The sequence below is a fragment of the Rhodanobacter sp. MP1X3 genome, assembly GCF_014207165.1.
GTDB lineage: Bacteria > Pseudomonadota > Gammaproteobacteria > Xanthomonadales > Rhodanobacteraceae > Rhodanobacter.
Genome location: NZ_JACHCO010000001.1, coordinates 1,067,483 through 1,083,339, shown reverse-complemented (window position 1 = coordinate 1,083,339; position 15,857 = coordinate 1,067,483). Strand labels below are relative to the sequence as shown.

The 15,857-nt window shown below is 57.8% G+C and carries 14 protein-coding genes; 6 read left to right on the top strand and 8 right to left on the bottom strand.

Going from position 1 to position 15,857, the window contains the following annotated elements; all coding sequences use genetic code 11:
* Nucleotides 1–26 precede the first annotated feature (26 nt).
* Nucleotides 27–3,050 (top strand): sensor histidine kinase, encoded by a 3,024-nt coding sequence (locus tag HDE79_RS04505; protein ID WP_184600693.1) that lies wholly within the window; start codon nucleotides 27–29, stop codon nucleotides 3,048–3,050.
* On the top strand, nucleotides 3,047–3,685 hold the full coding sequence (locus HDE79_RS04500) for a response regulator transcription factor (RefSeq protein ID WP_184600692.1): 639 nt from the start codon (nucleotides 3,047–3,049) through the stop codon (nucleotides 3,683–3,685). The genes HDE79_RS04505 and HDE79_RS04500 overlap by 4 nt, the downstream gene beginning before the upstream one ends.
* 84 nt (nucleotides 3,686–3,769) lie before the next feature.
* Here the strand turns inward: HDE79_RS04500 and HDE79_RS04495 are convergent, their stop codons facing one another.
* Nucleotides 3,770–4,711 (bottom strand): aldo/keto reductase, encoded by a 942-nt coding sequence (locus tag HDE79_RS04495; RefSeq protein WP_184600691.1) that lies wholly within the window; start codon nucleotides 4,709–4,711, stop codon nucleotides 3,770–3,772.
* Nucleotides 4,712–4,986: 275 nt separating this feature from the next.
* Between HDE79_RS04495 and HDE79_RS04490 the strand changes: the two genes are divergently transcribed.
* The 3 genes from HDE79_RS04490 to HDE79_RS04480 all read left to right on the top strand — a co-directional run bounded on the left by HDE79_RS04490 (nucleotide 4,987) and on the right by HDE79_RS04480 (nucleotide 6,976).
* Entirely contained in the window at nucleotides 4,987–5,613 is a 627-nt protein-coding gene (locus tag HDE79_RS04490; RefSeq protein ID WP_184600690.1) for a TetR family transcriptional regulator, read from the top strand.
* A gap of 91 nt (nucleotides 5,614–5,704) precedes the next feature.
* A complete protein-coding gene (gene mug, locus HDE79_RS04485; protein ID WP_184600689.1) occupies nucleotides 5,705–6,253 on the top strand; it encodes a G/U mismatch-specific DNA glycosylase in 549 nt (182 codons plus the stop codon).
* A gap of 81 nt (nucleotides 6,254–6,334) precedes the next feature.
* Nucleotides 6,335–6,976 (top strand): DNA-3-methyladenine glycosylase, encoded by a 642-nt coding sequence (locus tag HDE79_RS04480; protein ID WP_184600688.1) that lies wholly within the window; start codon nucleotides 6,335–6,337, stop codon nucleotides 6,974–6,976.
* Nucleotides 6,977–7,188: 212 nt separating this feature from the next.
* Here the strand turns inward: HDE79_RS04480 and ssb are convergent, their stop codons facing one another.
* Nucleotides 7,189–7,695 (bottom strand): single-stranded DNA-binding protein, encoded by a 507-nt coding sequence (ssb, locus tag HDE79_RS04475; RefSeq protein WP_184600687.1) that lies wholly within the window; start codon nucleotides 7,693–7,695, stop codon nucleotides 7,189–7,191.
* A gap of 244 nt (nucleotides 7,696–7,939) precedes the next feature.
* On the opposite strand from ssb, the gene HDE79_RS04470 reads away from it, so the two are divergent.
* On the top strand, nucleotides 7,940–8,749 hold the full coding sequence (locus HDE79_RS04470) for a hypothetical protein (protein ID WP_184600686.1): 810 nt from the start codon (nucleotides 7,940–7,942) through the stop codon (nucleotides 8,747–8,749).
* A gap of 191 nt (nucleotides 8,750–8,940) precedes the next feature.
* Here the strand turns inward: HDE79_RS04470 and HDE79_RS04465 are convergent, their stop codons facing one another.
* The 6 genes from HDE79_RS04465 to HDE79_RS04440 all read right to left on the bottom strand — a co-directional run bounded on the left by HDE79_RS04465 (nucleotide 8,941) and on the right by HDE79_RS04440 (nucleotide 15,554).
* Nucleotides 8,941–9,810: a bacterial transcriptional activator domain-containing protein gene (locus HDE79_RS04465; RefSeq protein WP_184600685.1), complete on the bottom strand. Its 870-nt coding sequence runs from the start codon at nucleotides 9,808–9,810 to the stop codon at nucleotides 8,941–8,943.
* A gap of 246 nt (nucleotides 9,811–10,056) precedes the next feature.
* On the bottom strand, nucleotides 10,057–10,263 hold the full coding sequence (locus HDE79_RS04460) for a hypothetical protein (RefSeq protein ID WP_184600684.1): 207 nt from the start codon (nucleotides 10,261–10,263) through the stop codon (nucleotides 10,057–10,059).
* 138 nt (nucleotides 10,264–10,401) lie between these two features.
* Nucleotides 10,402–12,798, bottom strand: a complete 2,397-nt coding sequence (locus HDE79_RS04455; RefSeq protein WP_184600683.1) for a TonB-dependent receptor — start codon at nucleotides 12,796–12,798, stop codon at nucleotides 10,402–10,404.
* A 214-nt stretch (nucleotides 12,799–13,012) separates the two neighbouring features.
* Nucleotides 13,013–14,017, bottom strand: a complete 1,005-nt coding sequence (locus HDE79_RS04450; protein WP_184600682.1) for a FecR domain-containing protein — start codon at nucleotides 14,015–14,017, stop codon at nucleotides 13,013–13,015.
* Nucleotides 14,017–14,535, bottom strand: coding sequence for a sigma-70 family RNA polymerase sigma factor (locus HDE79_RS04445; protein ID WP_221440002.1), 519 nt, complete (start codon nucleotides 14,533–14,535; stop codon nucleotides 14,017–14,019). Before HDE79_RS04445 ends, HDE79_RS04450 begins: the two co-directional genes overlap by 1 nt.
* A gap of 14 nt (nucleotides 14,536–14,549) precedes the next feature.
* Nucleotides 14,550–15,554 carry a DUF535 family protein gene (locus HDE79_RS04440; protein WP_184600680.1) on the bottom strand — a complete coding sequence of 335 codons (1,005 nt, stop codon included), beginning with the start codon at nucleotides 15,552–15,554 and terminating at the stop codon, nucleotides 14,550–14,552.
* Nucleotides 15,555–15,857 lie beyond the last annotated feature (303 nt).

Genomic DNA, 15,857 nt, shown 5'->3' with positions numbered 1-15,857 from the left:
GATCGCCGAGGGGCAAAGAAATGGCAATGAGCTGGCTGCGGAGGAGACTTGCCGAGCGCGTGCTCGGGCTGCTCTGGGCCTTGATGCCGTTTCAATCGGCTATCGCGCTCGACCCAACCAAAGCTATCACGCAGTACGTGCACACGGTGTGGCGAACGGACGAGGGGCTTCCCGAAAACGCGGTCACCAAAATCCTTGAGACTTCGGACGGCTACTTGTGGGTCGGTACGCAGGCGGGCATCGCCCGATTCGACGGCGTGCATTTTACGGTCTTCGACCACACCAATACGCCGGCACTCCACGATGACTACATTGCCGATCTCGTCGAAGATAGCCAGGGAACGCTGTGGATTGGCACTCACAATGGTGGTGTCACGACTTTTCGCAATGGACGCTTTTCCCATTTAAGTGCCATCAGTGAACGTGCTGGACTGACGCTTGCCGCCGATGTCGATGGCAGCGTGTGGATTGGTGGCAATGGAGGCCTGGCGCATGTCAAGAACGGAAAAGCCATCAAGACCTATACGACCGCCGATGGATTGTCAGGTGATTCGGTTACGCGTGTTCTTGTAGATAAAGACAGGTCACTCTGGATCGCTACTCATGGCGGATTGAATCACCTGACCAACGGCAAGATCGGCGCCTATTCAACAAAGGATGGACTGCCCAGTGACGACGTGATTGGCTTGCATCTTGATGCCACTGGCATCTTGTTGATCCAGACGCAGAACTCAGAACTCACGCGTCGAGTTGAAGGACGTTTTGAACCCTGGCGAATTCAAGGCGTTTCTGGTTCCGCCATTGAGGCCATGCTCGAGGACCGTGATGGAAACGTGTGGATCGCCAGCTCGACTCAAGGACTGCTTAGAGTCAGCGGCAAGCAGGTCAGTCGATTCACGACAAAGGAGGAACTTGGCAGTAACGAGGTGAATACCGTATACGAGGATCACGACGGCAACGTGTGGATCGGAACCAATGGAGGCGGTCTTGAGCGCTTCCGGGATGGAAGTTTTACGACCTACGCCAAGGAGGAAGGGCTTTCGGACGATCTGGCCTATTCGGTGATTGACGACAGTGTTGGCGATGTATGGATTACTACGGGCGCTGGACTTAATCAGCTGCATGAAAATCATATTCGCGTGTTCACGACGGCCGACGGGCTACCGACTGACCACACCATGGCGTTGTCGGAAGACCATGCGCAAAATCTTTGGGTTGGGTCCTCAACCACCGGACTGTTTCGGATGTCCCACGAGCGTGTTACGCAAGCCATCTCTACGCGGAACGGGATGCCTGCCTATCAAATTTCAGGGATTCTCGAGGATCGAGCACATCAGTTCTGGTTTTTGACCAGAGGCGGTGGACTGCTGCGATACGCCAGTGGTCAGATCAGCGTGTATACCAAAGCAAACGGCTTGTTGAACAATTATCTGTTCGCCATAGCTGAAGGCGTGAGCGGTACAATTTGGATCGGCAGCGGCGCCGGACTCAGCAGCATCCATGATGGTTACATCAAGAACTATCCAACAATAAACTCCCTTTCTGACGCGCTTGTCACCGCATTGTATTTCGATGCAAAGAACACACTGTGGATCGGCACCGTCGGACGAGGCTTGTTCCGGCTCGAAAACGGCCGTTTCACGCGGTACACGACCCGCCAGGGACTTCTGGACGATACGATCAACAACATCCTGGAGGATGCCGCCGCCAATCTGTGGATCGGGTCGAACAAGGGTATTTACCGCATCAGCCGCCATGAGCTGGATGCCGTGGCTGCCGGCGCCAGCAAAACCACGCAACCCCTCGTCTTCGGCAAAGCAGATGGGATGAAGAGCAGTGAGACTAACGCAGGCTCGCAGCCTTCCGGCTGGCGCGCCCGTGACGGACGACTTTGGTTTCCAACCATCCGAGGCGTGGTTGTCGTCGATCCCACACGGCTTTCCTTGAGTGATCGTCAACCGTCAACTCGAGTGGAGCAACTGCTTGCTGACGAGGTCGACGTCAACCTCGCCGAATCCGTGCGGTTACCGCCTGGAACGCGTCGGTTGGAAATTCGCTACACGGCTCCCAATCTTTCATCACCGGAACGAACGCAGTTTCGCTATCGCCTGGACGGCTTTGATGAGCAATGGGTGCAGGGTGGAATCCAGCGTATTGCGCAATACACCAACCTGTCGCCGGGACATTACACCTTCCATGTCAGTGCCAGTGCCGATACGGGTCGTTGGGGCAACCAGGAAAACGCGCTCAACTTCGACGTGCTCCCGCAGTTCTATCAGACGTGGTGGTTTCGCTTCCTGGAAGGGCTCGTCACGATTCTGGTGTTACTGGGTTTCTATCGACTGCGGGTCAATTGGCTGCACGCAAGGGCCGCGGTTTTGGAGGAGCGACAGCGTATTGCCGGAGAGATTCACGACAGCCTGGCCCAGGGCCTGAGCGGTATCGTTTTCCAGACGGAGGCCGCACTTATCAGCATGGAGCGAGCTCCGAACATGACGTCAAAACATCTGGTGTCGGCTCGCGATCTGGCCAAAAGCAGCCTGGATGACGCACGATATTCGGTACTCAATCTCAGCCCACCGATCCTGGACCAGAAGAGCCTGTTGGAATCTTTATCAGTGATGACCAGACAACTCACTGGCGGACGCGTGGATGAGCTCGACATTCACGTATCCGGGGTCGCGTGGACAGTGCAGCCGGAGGCGAAACACCATATTGTGCTGATTGTTCAGGAGGCGGTATCGAACGCCATGCAACACGGCGATGCCCGCACGATATCGATCAACCTGACGTTTGCAACAGATACCTTGCGTCTTGCGGTGTCAGATGATGGGATCGGTTTCGTTCCCCATACCGGTGTACACGAACATGCGCGTGGATATGGAATGAAGAATATGCGCCATCGTTCGGAGTGCCTGGGTGCCACGCTCGCGGTAACGACTGAGGTGGGGAACGGGACAACCGTAACGCTCTGCATCCCTCGCCCCGGCACATTGGCAAGGTTATGGCATCGTCTGCGCGGCAATGGCGTGGCGAGAATTGATGCATGAACGAACCATCGAAAGTCAGGGTTATGGTGGTCGACGACCACCCCGTCGTTCGTGCTGGACTTTGCGCGATTGTCGGTTATCAGGAGGATATGGAACTCGTCGGTGAAGCTGCGAGCGCGGCGGAAGCGATTGATCTCTTTGCAAGCCGCGCGCCTGATGTCACCTTGGTCGACTTGTCACTCCCCGATCTCAGTGGCATTGAATTGATTGCTATCTTGCGAGCGACCTCACCCGTCGCACGATTCCTCGTCCTAACTGCGAATGCCGGCGGTAGCGAGATTGCCAAGGCCTTGCAGGCAGGCGCGCATGCCTATCTGTTCAAGAATGCGCCTTCCGAAGAACTTCTGAATGCCATTCGCATGGTATTTCGCGGCGGCCGCTATCTTTCGCCCGCTGCAGGACGCAAGGCCGATGAAATTTCTGTCCATCCCGATTTGACTGCCCGCGAACTGGAGGTACTGAAGTGGCTGGTCCGCGGACACAGTAACCTCCAGATCGCCCGAGAAATGGCTGTTACCAGTGACACAGTCAAGTTCCACGTAGGGAACATCCTCAGCAAGCTTGGCGTTACTTCCAGAACCAAAGCAGTTGCGCTGAGCCATAAGCTTGGCTTGGCGCAGTCAGACCAGAGGTAATGGAAATCCGCTAGGTCAAGCTCTAGCGCACCGCCGAGCGCTGATCATTCCAGAAGTGCACGGCACCCCACCATCTCACCCCATTCACCCGCGCCGCGAAATAAATCCAGGCACTCCGGTCTCCACCACCGCGTTCAATCGGATGCTCGTCGTAATGCGATCCTGCATTTCCTGCATGGCGTCTTCGGGCAGCAAGGAGATATCGAAATTCTCCCAGATATGCGTGGGGTTAGTTGACGTGGTTAGCAATGCCGTACCGCGCTGCACAGCCCACGCCAGCGCCACTTGTGCCGGAGTCTTATCGACACGTTGGGCGATGGCCTTGATCACCGGGTCGTCCGTTATTCTTGGTTCCATGCCATGACCCAATGGCGCGAAGGCAAGCAGCACGATTCCATGTTGCCGACAAAAGTCGAGTAGCTCCCACTCGGGAAGATAAGGATGGCACTCGACCTGCACCACGGCGGGCTTGATGCGTGCCACCGCGACGATCTCTTTCAGCTTCGGCAGCGTGATGTCGGATAGTCCGATGGCCCTGCACCTTCCCTCATCCACGAGACGCTCCATCGCCCGCCACGTCTCAACCAGCGTCACCCCCGCGTCATAGATCGGCTCATCCTGTTCATTCCTCGGATGCTGTTCGTCGCCCGGCGGAAAGGCAAAGGGCGTATGGATCAAATAGCAGTCAAGGTAGTCGAGCTGAAGACGACGGAGGCTTGCTTCGAAGGCTGCTTTGACTCGATCGGGACGATGATTGTTGTTCCATAGCTTCGTGGTGACGAAGAGCTCCTCTCGGTTGACCGTCCCGGCTTCAAAAGCCTCTCGCATAGCATCGCCGACCACGTCTTCGTTACGGTAGACCTCCGCGCCATCGAGGTGTCGGAATCCGACCTCCAACGCGACTTTGATGGCTTGCTTGGCCACGATGCGATCTGGAATCAACGTACCGAATCCGACCGCAGGGATTGCTCCGACCCCATGGGCCAGTGGAATTCTTGTATTACGAAAACGCTCAAAGGCATTCATGTGTGTGCTCTCTTGTCGTAATCCATCTGCCGTGCTGACGACGCGTGGCGCAGCTCGTCGAGATGCTGGATGCAAGGTACGCGTGACCACCTCGTACCGGGTTCCTGCCGCGTACGCGGCCTCTTACCTCAACTGAAACCAGACCTCTACCGAACTACCTGCTGATCGTCGGCCCAGATCATCGGTCGACCAGCCCCGCGCCCGAATTCCCACCATCTTGAATTTTGTACATGTTCGAATAATAATCATGACGAAGATGAGGGGTCAAGATTTTTATGCACTCAGGAACAAAAAAGGACGAGACCGAGAAAAAGCCCCGAGGGCGGCCACGCGCCTACGATCCGGAAACTGCGCTCCGGCTGGCGGCGGCGACATTCTGGAAGACCGGTTATTCGGGCACCTCGCTCGACGACATTTCTGCTGCGACCGGCATGAACCGGCCGAGCCTTCGTGCGGCGTTCGGCGATAAGCACGAAATCTATGTCAAGGCGCTAAGCCGCTACTGGGAATTCAAATTTGAGTCGATGCGTAAAGCATTCGACAGTGGCGGGAGCTTGGCCGCGACGTTGATGAGGATCTACGACGCATCACTGTCAATTTATTTCTCTAACGACGATCAGGCGCTTGGATGTTTCGTGGTCGGCACCGCCATTACCGAGGCGCCCGGCGACCCGGAGATCCAACGCATTGTTGCGGAGGGGTTTCGTACGCTCGATGCCAACTTCGAGGCGCGCTTCAAACTGGCGCGTGCCGCCGGAGAATTGAAACAGGACGCTGACCTCAAAGCCCTCGCCCTGCTCGCCTCGGCGACGATGCATACCCTGGCCATCCGCGCTCGCGCCGGCGCCTCCCACAACGACCTAAGGAAGCTCGCACAGAAAGCGGTGAGCGTGATCTGCTGATGACCGGTCGATTTGATCTATCTCCCCGAAGGGAATATCGGCTCCTTATTCGGATCGAGCTCGACGCCTGCCCGAGTTTGCGAGGCCTACGATGACTGACGAGATCCCGGATATCATTGCCGCAGGCCTCAAGGTGCTGTTCTGCGGAATCAACCCTGGAATGACGGCAGCCGCAACGGGACACCATTTCGCTGGTAGAAGTAATCGCTTCTGGCGGGTTATCCATCTGGCTGGCTTTACCCCTGAGGAACTACAGCCGCAGGAAGACCACGCGATACTCAGATACGGCTGCGGTGTGACGTCGGTAGTGAAACGGCCGACGGCGCGTGCAGATCAGCTTTCGCCAGAGGAATTCATCGCTGCCGCTGCCGAATTCGAGCGGAAGATCGCACGCCATGCGCCACACTTCGTCGCCTTTCTAGGTAAGGCGGCGTACTCCGGGCTTTCAGGTCAACGAGACATCGCCTGGGGATTGCAACCAACTCGCATGGAAGGCGCTTTAATTTGGGTTCTGCCCAACCCTAGCGGGAGAAATCGTGCGTTCGGTCTCGACCGTCTGGTCGAAGCGTACCGTCAACTTTGTCTAGCAGTGGTTGCCACTTCCAATGGCGATGACTTCGTAAAGCCAGTGACCCGGTAAAGCTCCGAACGAGTGCACCGGTACGCTTTGGCAAGCCTGCGCATTCCAGCAAGATACGGTATGCATGGTCGGACAACGCGTATGGAGAACTCGGTGGTTCAAAAAGAAACTGCGTCGATCATCTGGCTAGGTATCCCCTTGTCCCGTGCGTTCTTTGATCGGACCGCGCCCACAGTGGCACCACAGCTGCTCAACAAGATCCTGGTAGCAGCGGATGGCCGGGCGGGTCGCATTGTGGAAGTGGAGGCCTATGTCGGCGCTATCGATCCGGCGGCGCATACGTACCGGGGAAAGACGCCACGGAATGCGACCATGTTTGGACCACCCGGGCACATGTATGTCTATTTCACGTACGGCATGCACTGGTGCTGTAACTGCGTGTGTGGCCCCGAGGGCGATGGTAGCGGTGTGCTCATTCGTGCGCTGGAACCCTTGCGCGGGCTTGAGCAAATGCGCGCGGCGCGCCCACGGACAGCGCGTGATCGTGATTTATGCCGCGGGCCAGCTCGCCTGACTCAGGCGATGGGCATCAGCGGAGTTCAAAATGGGATTGATCTGGTTGGCACCCGTGATGGATTTACTATCATCGACGATGGCATGGCTCCACCCAAAGATTTAACAGGCGGACCTCGTATCGGCATCAGCCTAGGCAAGGATCTCCCATGGCGATGGAGTGTGCCTGGCAGCCGTTATGTATCAGGTACGATCGCGCAGCAAAGCTGACTCTTGAAGCATGTACTGAGCGCAGGGCAGGTGACCTGTGAGCAGCGATCCGCGATTTCACGGTGCTGATCGAAGCCGTGATCGGCACGCTTCGACGACAGCTAACCATCGGCACCAAAAGCGATGGTAAATGTCCACTCCAGAAAAGCAAAAACCCCCGATTTCTCGGGGGTTTTTAGGTGAAAAACGACAATTCTGATCTAAGGTACGTTTTAGAACGGGATATCGTCATCATCGAAGCTGCTGTTTCCGGCCGGTGCCGACGGCGCTGGCGCTCGCTGGTTGTAGTCGTCGTTGCCACGTGACTGGCCACCACCACTGCTGCGTTGACCGCCGGAGCTCTGCGGACGCTCACGCTGACCGCCACCACCACCACCGCCTTCCTGGCCGCCAAGCATCTGCATTTCGCTGGCGATCACGTCAGTGCTGTAGCGCTCGACGCCGGCTTTGTCGGTGTACTTGTCGGTGCGCAGCGAACCTTCGATATAAACCTGACGGCCTTTCTTCAAATAATCACCGGCGATCTCGGCCAACCGACCGAACAGCTTCACCCGGTGCCACTCGGTGCGCTCCTGCTTTTCGCCCGACTGCTTGTCGGTCCACGACTCGGACGTGGCAATGTTGATCGTGGTGATCGCCGTACCGCTGCCGGTGTGGCGCATTTCCGGATCTCCGCCGAGATTGCCGACCAGAATGACTTTGTTGACGCCACGTGCCATATCACTAACCTCACTGTGCGTGGCCGATGCCGAAACATCGACCGCTGTCAATAATTGCCGGCCGCACACGATTTCCGCGCGCCCGACGGCCTCCCATCATAGCCGCCCGCGACCGTTTCGGCATTCAGGATGCCGAGCCGCTGCATCCATCGGTCGTATCGACCCGTAATTAAGCGTTGTGACTCTTCGCATCGGGCGATGCCTGCCCACCTGCGGCAAACCCCACCGCTACGGGAGAAAACCCTTGACGATGACCGTCCATCGCCGCGCTTGTGCGCTTGGCCTGACACTTGGCCTGGCCGCCACGGTCGGCGCTGCAGCTGGTGCGCCCACAGATTCTGACTCCGTTCGCTATGTCGAAGGCAAGGCATCCGCCTCGGATGGCCACCTGATGTACACCGAATCCCACTGGATCTACGACGACGGCGGCAACCCGTCGCGGTTGGTGCTGTATCGCTGCCCGGATGGCGAGCCGTTCGCCCGCAAGACACTCCACGACGATGACAGCCCCCAGGCGCCCGATTTCGAGCTGGATGATGCCCGTACCGGCTACCGGGAAGGCGTGCGCAGCAGTGGCGGCAAACGCGTGATCTTCGTGCGCAACGACAAAAATGCCGCCGAGCGCACCGCGGCATTGGATACCTCACCCATGCCGGTGATCGATGCTGGCTTCGACGCCTATATCCGCACGCACTGGGACACGCTCGGCAAGAGCGGCGACACCTTGCCGTTTCTTCTCCCCAGTCGGCTAGGCACGCTCAGCTTCAGGGTCAAACGCCAGGGCGATACCCAGATCGATGGCCACGCCGCACGCCAGTACCGGCTCAGCCTGGACAGCATGATCGGCTTCGCCCTGCCACACCTCGATGTTGCCTACGATGCCAAAACCCACGAGCTGCTGAGCTTCAGCGGCATCGCCAATATCCGCAGCAGCGATGGCAAGAACGTCGACGCGAAAATCCTGTTTGATCCGTCGAAAAACAAGGACGTCAGCCGCACCGATCTCGACAACGCTGCCAAGGCGCCACTGAATGGGCAGTGCAAGATTCCGTGATTTCAAAGTAGGTTGGGTGGAGCGTAGCGATACCCAACGACATGCTGGCGGCCGATGCATCAATGACGCGCTACTGAAGACAACCCGTCATTGATGCATAACTTGTTACTTGGAACCATGATGTTGGGATTCGCTTACGCTCATCCCAACCTACTCCAGCGAGGTGTCGCTCGGGGTGAGCTGCCGCAGCACTAGCTCCAGCTATCATCACCGCCACCGCCGTCGAACGAGTCGCCGCCGCCGCTGTTATCGTCCCAACTATTGTCGTTGTTGCCGGTGTCGATGGGATCGCGGCGCAAATCGTCGTATGCCTGATCCTGCGGGTTGGATGCAGCGTTATTGCCGGACTGGTAATCGCCACGCTCTTCTTCCTCGCGACGCTCATGGTTTTCGTAGGCATTGACGGCGGCCGCACCAAGCACGCCACCGGCCAGTCCACCAAGCAAACTGCCGCCGATACCGGATCCGCCTTGCGGCCCTTGCTGATAACCCGGCGGCGGATACGGTCCATTGCCATACGGGTTTTGCGGGCCGGGCGCACCATAACCCTGGTTGTAGCCCTGATTATTGAACGCACCCTGCTGGCGGCGACGGAACCAGCCAAACAACAGGACGACGATCACGGCGCCAATCACCCAGGGCCAGATGCTGCCACTCGAACGCTGCCTCGCCACGGGCTGCTCGGCGGCGGCATAAGGCGCCGCTCGCGTCGAGGCTGTGGGCCGAACGCTGGTAGGCGCTGCAAGCGCCTGATTCAGCTCCGACTGAAAGTGCTCGAAGCGGGCTGGATTGGTGAAGCTGATCTTCGGATCAAGCTGCTTGGCCTGAGCCGCCTCTTTCTGCGCATCGCCAATATTGCCCTGATGAGCCAGCACCTGCGCGAGCAGATAGTGCGCCTTGGCGCTTTCCGGATGCTCGACGATCGCCTGGCGCAGCTCCTGCTCCGCCAGCGTGTAATTGCCTTGCTGCAGCGCCGCCTCGACTTCCTTCGGACCATCGGCGGCGAAAGCCGTGGCGCTCACCAGCAATACCAATAGTCCCGTCAACCAAAGCTTTTTCACGTATATCTCCAATGCGCGACCCAGGCAGGTCGTCTATCTTGAAATTAGGCCACCGACGTAGAAGAACAAGGCTTAGATAGCAGTATCAGCGTACAGCTGAGACAGCGAATTTGACCTGATGTTTCTTCAAAACGGTATTGTGGGCAGGCTGTGGGCTGGAAACCTGTTGCTTAACGCGAAGATGACGCCCGATAACGGCCATCGTCATACATGACGGGCATCCACACATATCGCTGCCCCGTTTCGCTACCGCCTGGCACTGGCGAGTGCTGTCATGTTCTCCGCATAGGTGCGCAACGTTTCGCCCAGCACAGGATCGGGAACGGCATCGATCAACCAGGCGTGGCGCAATCTACCGTCTGGTTTGAATGCGAGCAGACAATCCGCAAATCCTGCTGATGGCGCGAAAAGTACGTCTTGCTTTTTTTGAGTTGAGTCGACGATTCGTTTCACCAATTCCGCTGCATAGCCTTGGCAACGTCATGGGCTGCTCTTGAATATCCGGCAAATCACTTTTAACGAAGGCACATAGCAAAATAGTTACAGTCCAGTTGCTCGATGGAGCTGGACGATCCTGATTCGGATGTGTGATTAGAAATCGTACGTACCAGTCAGCAACAGGCTGCGCCGGTTACGCAGAGGCACGAAAGTTTCGTCAAAGTCGTCGCTGTACAAGCGTCGACCAAACAGGTTCTTGACGCCCAGGGTCATGCTCCATTGATGTGCCTGGTAAGACACGTTGGCATCCACGCTGGCCTGTCCGGGAATATGGAAATAGGTATCGTCGTCCGTCGTCTGTCCCAAGCTACGGCTGCGCGCGAGTACACCAGCAGCGGCGCCCCACCCCTGCAAAACACCGCTCTGGACGCGGTAGCTGGCCCATAAATTGAAGCGCTGCCGAGGCGAACCTGTAGCCAGCGTACCGTCGTGATTTAGAACGCGGGCCTGGGTGTAACTGGATGTGATATCCATGCCTGGCGCAATGCGGCCGGTGAATTCGATCTCCACGCCCCGGTTGGTCTGACCGGGGCCCGGAATCGCGAAATAAGGCGGCTCCAACGAGAACAGATCGACGCTGCGATCCAGCATGATGCGGTACCACGACGCAGTCAGTCGGACACGATTGTCAAACAGATTGAACTTGGCTCCTGCTTCGATCTGACGCGACATGGCAGGCGCTAGCGGTCGACCGTTTTTCCCCAACAACGTGTCAGGCTGGAAGCCACTGGCTGTGCTGCCGTAGAACGCGATATTGGGCGTCATCTTGTAGACCAACCCCGCATTGGGCACCCACTGTGCTTTTTGCAGGTTCCACGGATTGTTGTTCTCGTCATAAGTGGAAAGCTCGTACGCCGAGCGTCGCAGGGCCAGCAGCAGCTCCCAATGCTGACCTACCGTGATCTGATCTTGCAGGAACAGACCGCTATCGGTCGACCAGGCACTTCCGGGCTGATAGAAATCCGTGGTGGGGTCGAGCACAGCCCGGACGGGCAACAAACTGGGCGACGAGAAAATATTGTATGGCCCGCTGCCGGCATCGTTGAAAACATAGTCGCTGCTGCCAACGCGCGAACGCGAGTAGTCGAAACCGACCGTGACGTTATGCGTGAGCATGCCCTGATAGAAAGTCGCCGTTATATCGTTCTGCAGGGTGTAATACGCATCGGCATAGCGATAGGACTCCGCGGTGGCATCGACGTCTCCATCCGGCGTGGGATCGTCCAGAATCCAGGTCTGCAGGTTGGTTCGCTGATGCACATATTGACCGCGACTGCGGATCATCCAGTCGTTGCCGAGCTGCTGCTCGAAAAGGTAGTAAAAGCGACTCGTCTGAAACGTGGAATGATCGCTCGGATTACCTAGAAGAATGCCAGGTGGCGAACTGGAACCCACGCTGTCATCGAGCAATATCGTATGGTCGGGAATGGGTACGCGGTTGACTGTGCGCTGGACGCCGACGATGAGCTTCGTGCTATCGCCCTGCCATCCGATGGAGGGCGCCACATAGCTACTGCGCTGACCGTGATAACCCTGCGCGGTGTGATCGGCGTATTCACCGGACAACACCAGTCGATAGGTCAGTCCCTTGTTGTTGCCCAATGGCCCGGCCAGGTCGACGCCCAACTGCACATCGCCATAGCGTCCCACGGTGTAACTCAGTTCGTGCACCGGCGTGCTCTGCGGCTTTTTCATCACCACATTGATCAGGCCGCCAAAGTCGTCATTGGACGATGAGTCGCCCACAATGGCTTCAGGACCCTTCACTACTTCGACGCGCTCTACCCCAATCAATGGCGGGTAATCGCCCGATCCATCGATACTGTTGAACATACCGTCGGTCATGCCGTTGCCGGTGTAGAACCCGCGTATCTGGAAAAGCGGCAAACCGTCGGAACCGTCCAGGGATTGCACGCCCGCCACGTTACGCACCGCATCCGCCACCGTGCGGATCTGCTGCGAATCCATCAGATCGCGGGTGACGATACTGATCGATTGCGGCACATCGATCAGACTTTCATCGCTACGCGTGGCGGCGCTGGTCACGTCGGCCAGATAACCTTCGTCGTGTGCCAATCCCGTCGCATCTACCGGCGCCAGCAATTTAACGCGCGCTGCCACAGGACTACTCGCTGCCTTCCCGCCTTTGGGCGAAGTGGGTACCGCCGGTTTCACAACGACGGTTTCCGCGTCGATGAACGCGTAGCTCAAGTTCGTATTTTGCAAAAGCGTCGTGAGCGCGGCATCGACGGTGAACATGCCATTGATACCCGTCGAGCGCAGCGAGGCAATCGTTTCACTCGCCGTAAGCACCTGCACGTTGGCTTGTTTACCGAACGCGACCAACGCGGTAGCCAGCGACTGCGACGGAATGGCAAACCCGGTATGCGCGACTGTCGATCGCACGCGTGCAGGCGTCTCCACCGCACCGACAGTGTTCACCGGTAGCGACAGACATGCGCAGACAATCAGGAGTGCGATCCGACCCATGGCCTTCGCTTCCTTCCCTAAGCGAAAACCGCCAGTTTGCCATGCCCTACGACGGATGACAGCACGAATGTGACCCACCACAGCAAGGCCCTAGAGCCAAGCTGAGACCAAACGCGGCCGTAGGAAGCGACCTTTACAGGGCGGAAGGTCGCCGAAACCATCAAATACGCCTTTAACTTACCCACGTCTGTCAGCAGGAACAGGTAACTGCAGCCTAGGGATTGGGCCTGCGTTCTGCATTGGAAAGGATCACCTGATCGGCGCCCCTGCTGACACGTAACGGAAACACCTGCGGCAGCGCCCCCAGCCATTGGTCGATCGCGTCGGTCTTGATGGTGCCGGTAAAGGTCAGCACTTCCAGATCGGCATCGGCAATGTGTACCGGATGGATGCTATAGCGATTGACGTTGGCGATCACCACTTCGAGCGGCTCATTGATGAATTCGAGTCGATCGCTGCGCCAGGCCGTCGCTTGCTCGGGCGTCACCGGACTGATACTCATCGCCGAGGCATCCGGATCGTAAGACACCCGTTCGCCTGCCACAGCCTCCAGCATGTGCGGGCCATGGGTGTCATGATCGGCCGTGCCGCTCCCGTCGAAAATCTGCACTCGTCCTTCGGTCACCGCAATCGTCACCCGTTGCCCACTGCGACGAATATCGAACGCGGTACCGATGTCACGAATACTGACATTGCCCACCGTCACGATAAACGGCTGTTTGGCGTTATGCGCCACCTGGAAAAATGCCTCACCGGCACCGAGTTCGACACGGCGCTCGCCCCGCGTGAACCGTGTGGTCAACATGGAGGCTCCCCCCATCGCCACGGTCGAGCCGTCTGGCAGATTGATGGTGCGATTCTGTGCCACCGCGCTCGTATATGACGCCGTTGTCACGGATGCATTGAATGTGCTCCATGCGGCATAACCACCGAACAAGGCGAGTACCGCGGCGGCCGCAGCCGCCAGCGGCAACCACGAGCGTCGGGCCACCACGGGTGGCGCGAACTCGTCGATCCACTGGCGCCGGGTGAATGCGTCGATGGTGCCAAGTCGCTCGCCCAGTTCCGTCACACGCTCGAACGCCTCCATATGGCTGCGGTCGGCCCGGGTCCACGTCAGCCACTGCTCTATCGTTTCATCGGAGCCATCGTGATCGCGTAAGCGCAACCACCAGTCGGCTGCGGTATGCAGCGTCTTTTCGTCAGGAATTCCGGGCATCACGGTATCTCCATTTCGTCGACACGCGCGCGACAGTGGGCCAATGCATTAGTAACGTGATAGCGCACCATGCGCTCGCTGAGTTTCATCACCTGCGCAACGATGTGGAAATCGCGCCCTTCGATCACATGCATGACAAACGCCTGGCTGGTTTTCGCTGGCAGCTCGCGAAGCGCTTTGCGTAGTTCGCGCCATTGCTCGCCTGTCGATACATGGCGCTCGGGTATGGGAGGAAGGTGCAATTCATCGGCTGGTAGTTCAATCGGCATATCGTTTCGCACCTTGCGCATGCGTAATCTGTCGAGGGCAAGATTCGACGCGATCCGGAATAGGTAAGCACGTTGGGAAACAACCTCATCCGGACGCTCCAGCGTGAGCATGCGCACATAGGCCTCCTGGGCGATCTCCTGGGCGTCGGAAAACGAATTGAGCCGACACTGCAAAAAGGCAATCAACGCGCGATTGTGTTCGCGGAACAAAGCCGCCACGCGAGCGGCCTGTTCAGTCGATGTGTCCAAGTCAGTGGGCTTGCCTAATGTATCCACGAGGCTTCCAGACGATCACATGGCGACGATTCGAGCGATTCTAACTCGTACGCTGGAACGGTCTTGACGCGATGCACGGGAAAAATCTCCAGCGTTGCGGTCAATAACTGCTCGGCCTCTATCCGCAGCGCTTCGCGCCGACGAAATGCCGAGCGATGGTTACTGGCAACGTCGGCCTCGGTTTTACGAATCGGCATGCCAGGAAGTACGAACCAGCCATCCCCGCCATCATGACCCTTTTGCTCCAGCCAGAATGCGTCATAGTCGGCCTGAAAAACGCTTCGCGCACGACGCAGGGGATGCGCGGCGTTACCCACCGCCACTATGCGCTCTATTCCATGGTGTCGTGCAAACGCATAGACCAATGAAAGCATAAGCTGCTTGGGGCGCATGCCATACATATTCCGCGTCAGATCACGCACCGTGTCCTTCGCCTCCGCACCGTCCGGCCCCTGTAAACAGCCAATGGCGATGGTGGGATCATCGTCGATCACGCTGAACACGATGCGATAGAGCGGACGGTCGCGAACATCGCTGAGCTGCAGACACAGCTCGCCTTCGCAGCCGAGGAAAATCGGTGGCTGCAGACATATTTTGAGCTGGCTGCCGTCTTTCAAGGTCAAATAACCGAGTGTCGCGTTGCCGTAAATATAGATCGCCTCGAACAGCAGAGTTGGCAACTCAGTGAGTGCAAAGCGGTAATGCTGCCGAATGCTCTGCAGCCGTGCCTGGCGGTTCCACTGCACATGCATGTAACGATGGAAGTGGCGCTCCAACAACCGCGGATCCCTGCATCGATAGGCATCCAGGCGTCGATTGCCGTAAATGAAACTCAAGTGGCTTACATGCTGTCGTGGCATGCTCAGCGTACGCACGATGTATTTGGTCGCAATCAATCCGCGTTTCAGCGGGGTGCCGTGCCAGTCGAACCGGCCACGCAAAGAACGCAGCAGATATGCCATCGCATGGAAGACACCAGAGAAGTAACTCACGCCTGATCGTTTGAATACCCATCTACCGAGTCGACCGAGGGCGCTGCCAAGATTTTCTTCAAACGCTGGTGACTCTTCCAGCGCTCGCGACTGCGAAAAGCGGCCAGCCGAAAAAATGCCCCCGAATTGGGCTGCTCCCGTTCCGGGCAATTTGCTCATCTCGTTCAATGCATTTGACCCGTGTTATGCCTATGTCCTTTCCAAGACGTCTTCGGGGTCGAAAATTGAAATCGGCGGAGCAAATCAGTGCCCACAAACGGTTGCCGTGAAGAAATCAGCGGGCAATTACCTTGCGGCGGCAGC

Excerpts from the sequence above, each read along its gene's own strand:
- HDE79_RS04455 (WP_184600683.1), bottom strand. The coding sequence starts at position 12,798 with ATGGGTCGGATCGCACTCCTGATTGTCTGCGCATGTCTGTCGCTACCG.
- HDE79_RS04480 (WP_184600688.1), top strand. The coding sequence starts at position 6,335 with ATGGAGAACTCGGTGGTTCAAAAAGAAACTGCGTCGATCATCTGGCTA.
- HDE79_RS04490 (WP_184600690.1), top strand. The coding sequence starts at position 4,987 with ATGCACTCAGGAACAAAAAAGGACGAGACCGAGAAAAAGCCCCGAGGG.
- HDE79_RS04450 (WP_184600682.1), bottom strand. The coding sequence starts at position 14,017 with ATGCCCGGAATTCCTGACGAAAAGACGCTGCATACCGCAGCCGACTGG.
- mug (WP_184600689.1), top strand. The coding sequence starts at position 5,705 with ATGACTGACGAGATCCCGGATATCATTGCCGCAGGCCTCAAGGTGCTG.
- ssb (WP_184600687.1), bottom strand. The coding sequence starts at position 7,695 with ATGGCACGTGGCGTCAACAAAGTCATTCTGGTCGGCAATCTCGGCGGA.
- HDE79_RS04505 (WP_184600693.1), top strand. The coding sequence starts at position 27 with ATGAGCTGGCTGCGGAGGAGACTTGCCGAGCGCGTGCTCGGGCTGCTC.
- HDE79_RS04500 (WP_184600692.1), top strand. The coding sequence starts at position 3,047 with ATGAACGAACCATCGAAAGTCAGGGTTATGGTGGTCGACGACCACCCC.
- HDE79_RS04495 (WP_184600691.1), bottom strand. The coding sequence starts at position 4,711 with ATGAATGCCTTTGAGCGTTTTCGTAATACAAGAATTCCACTGGCCCAT.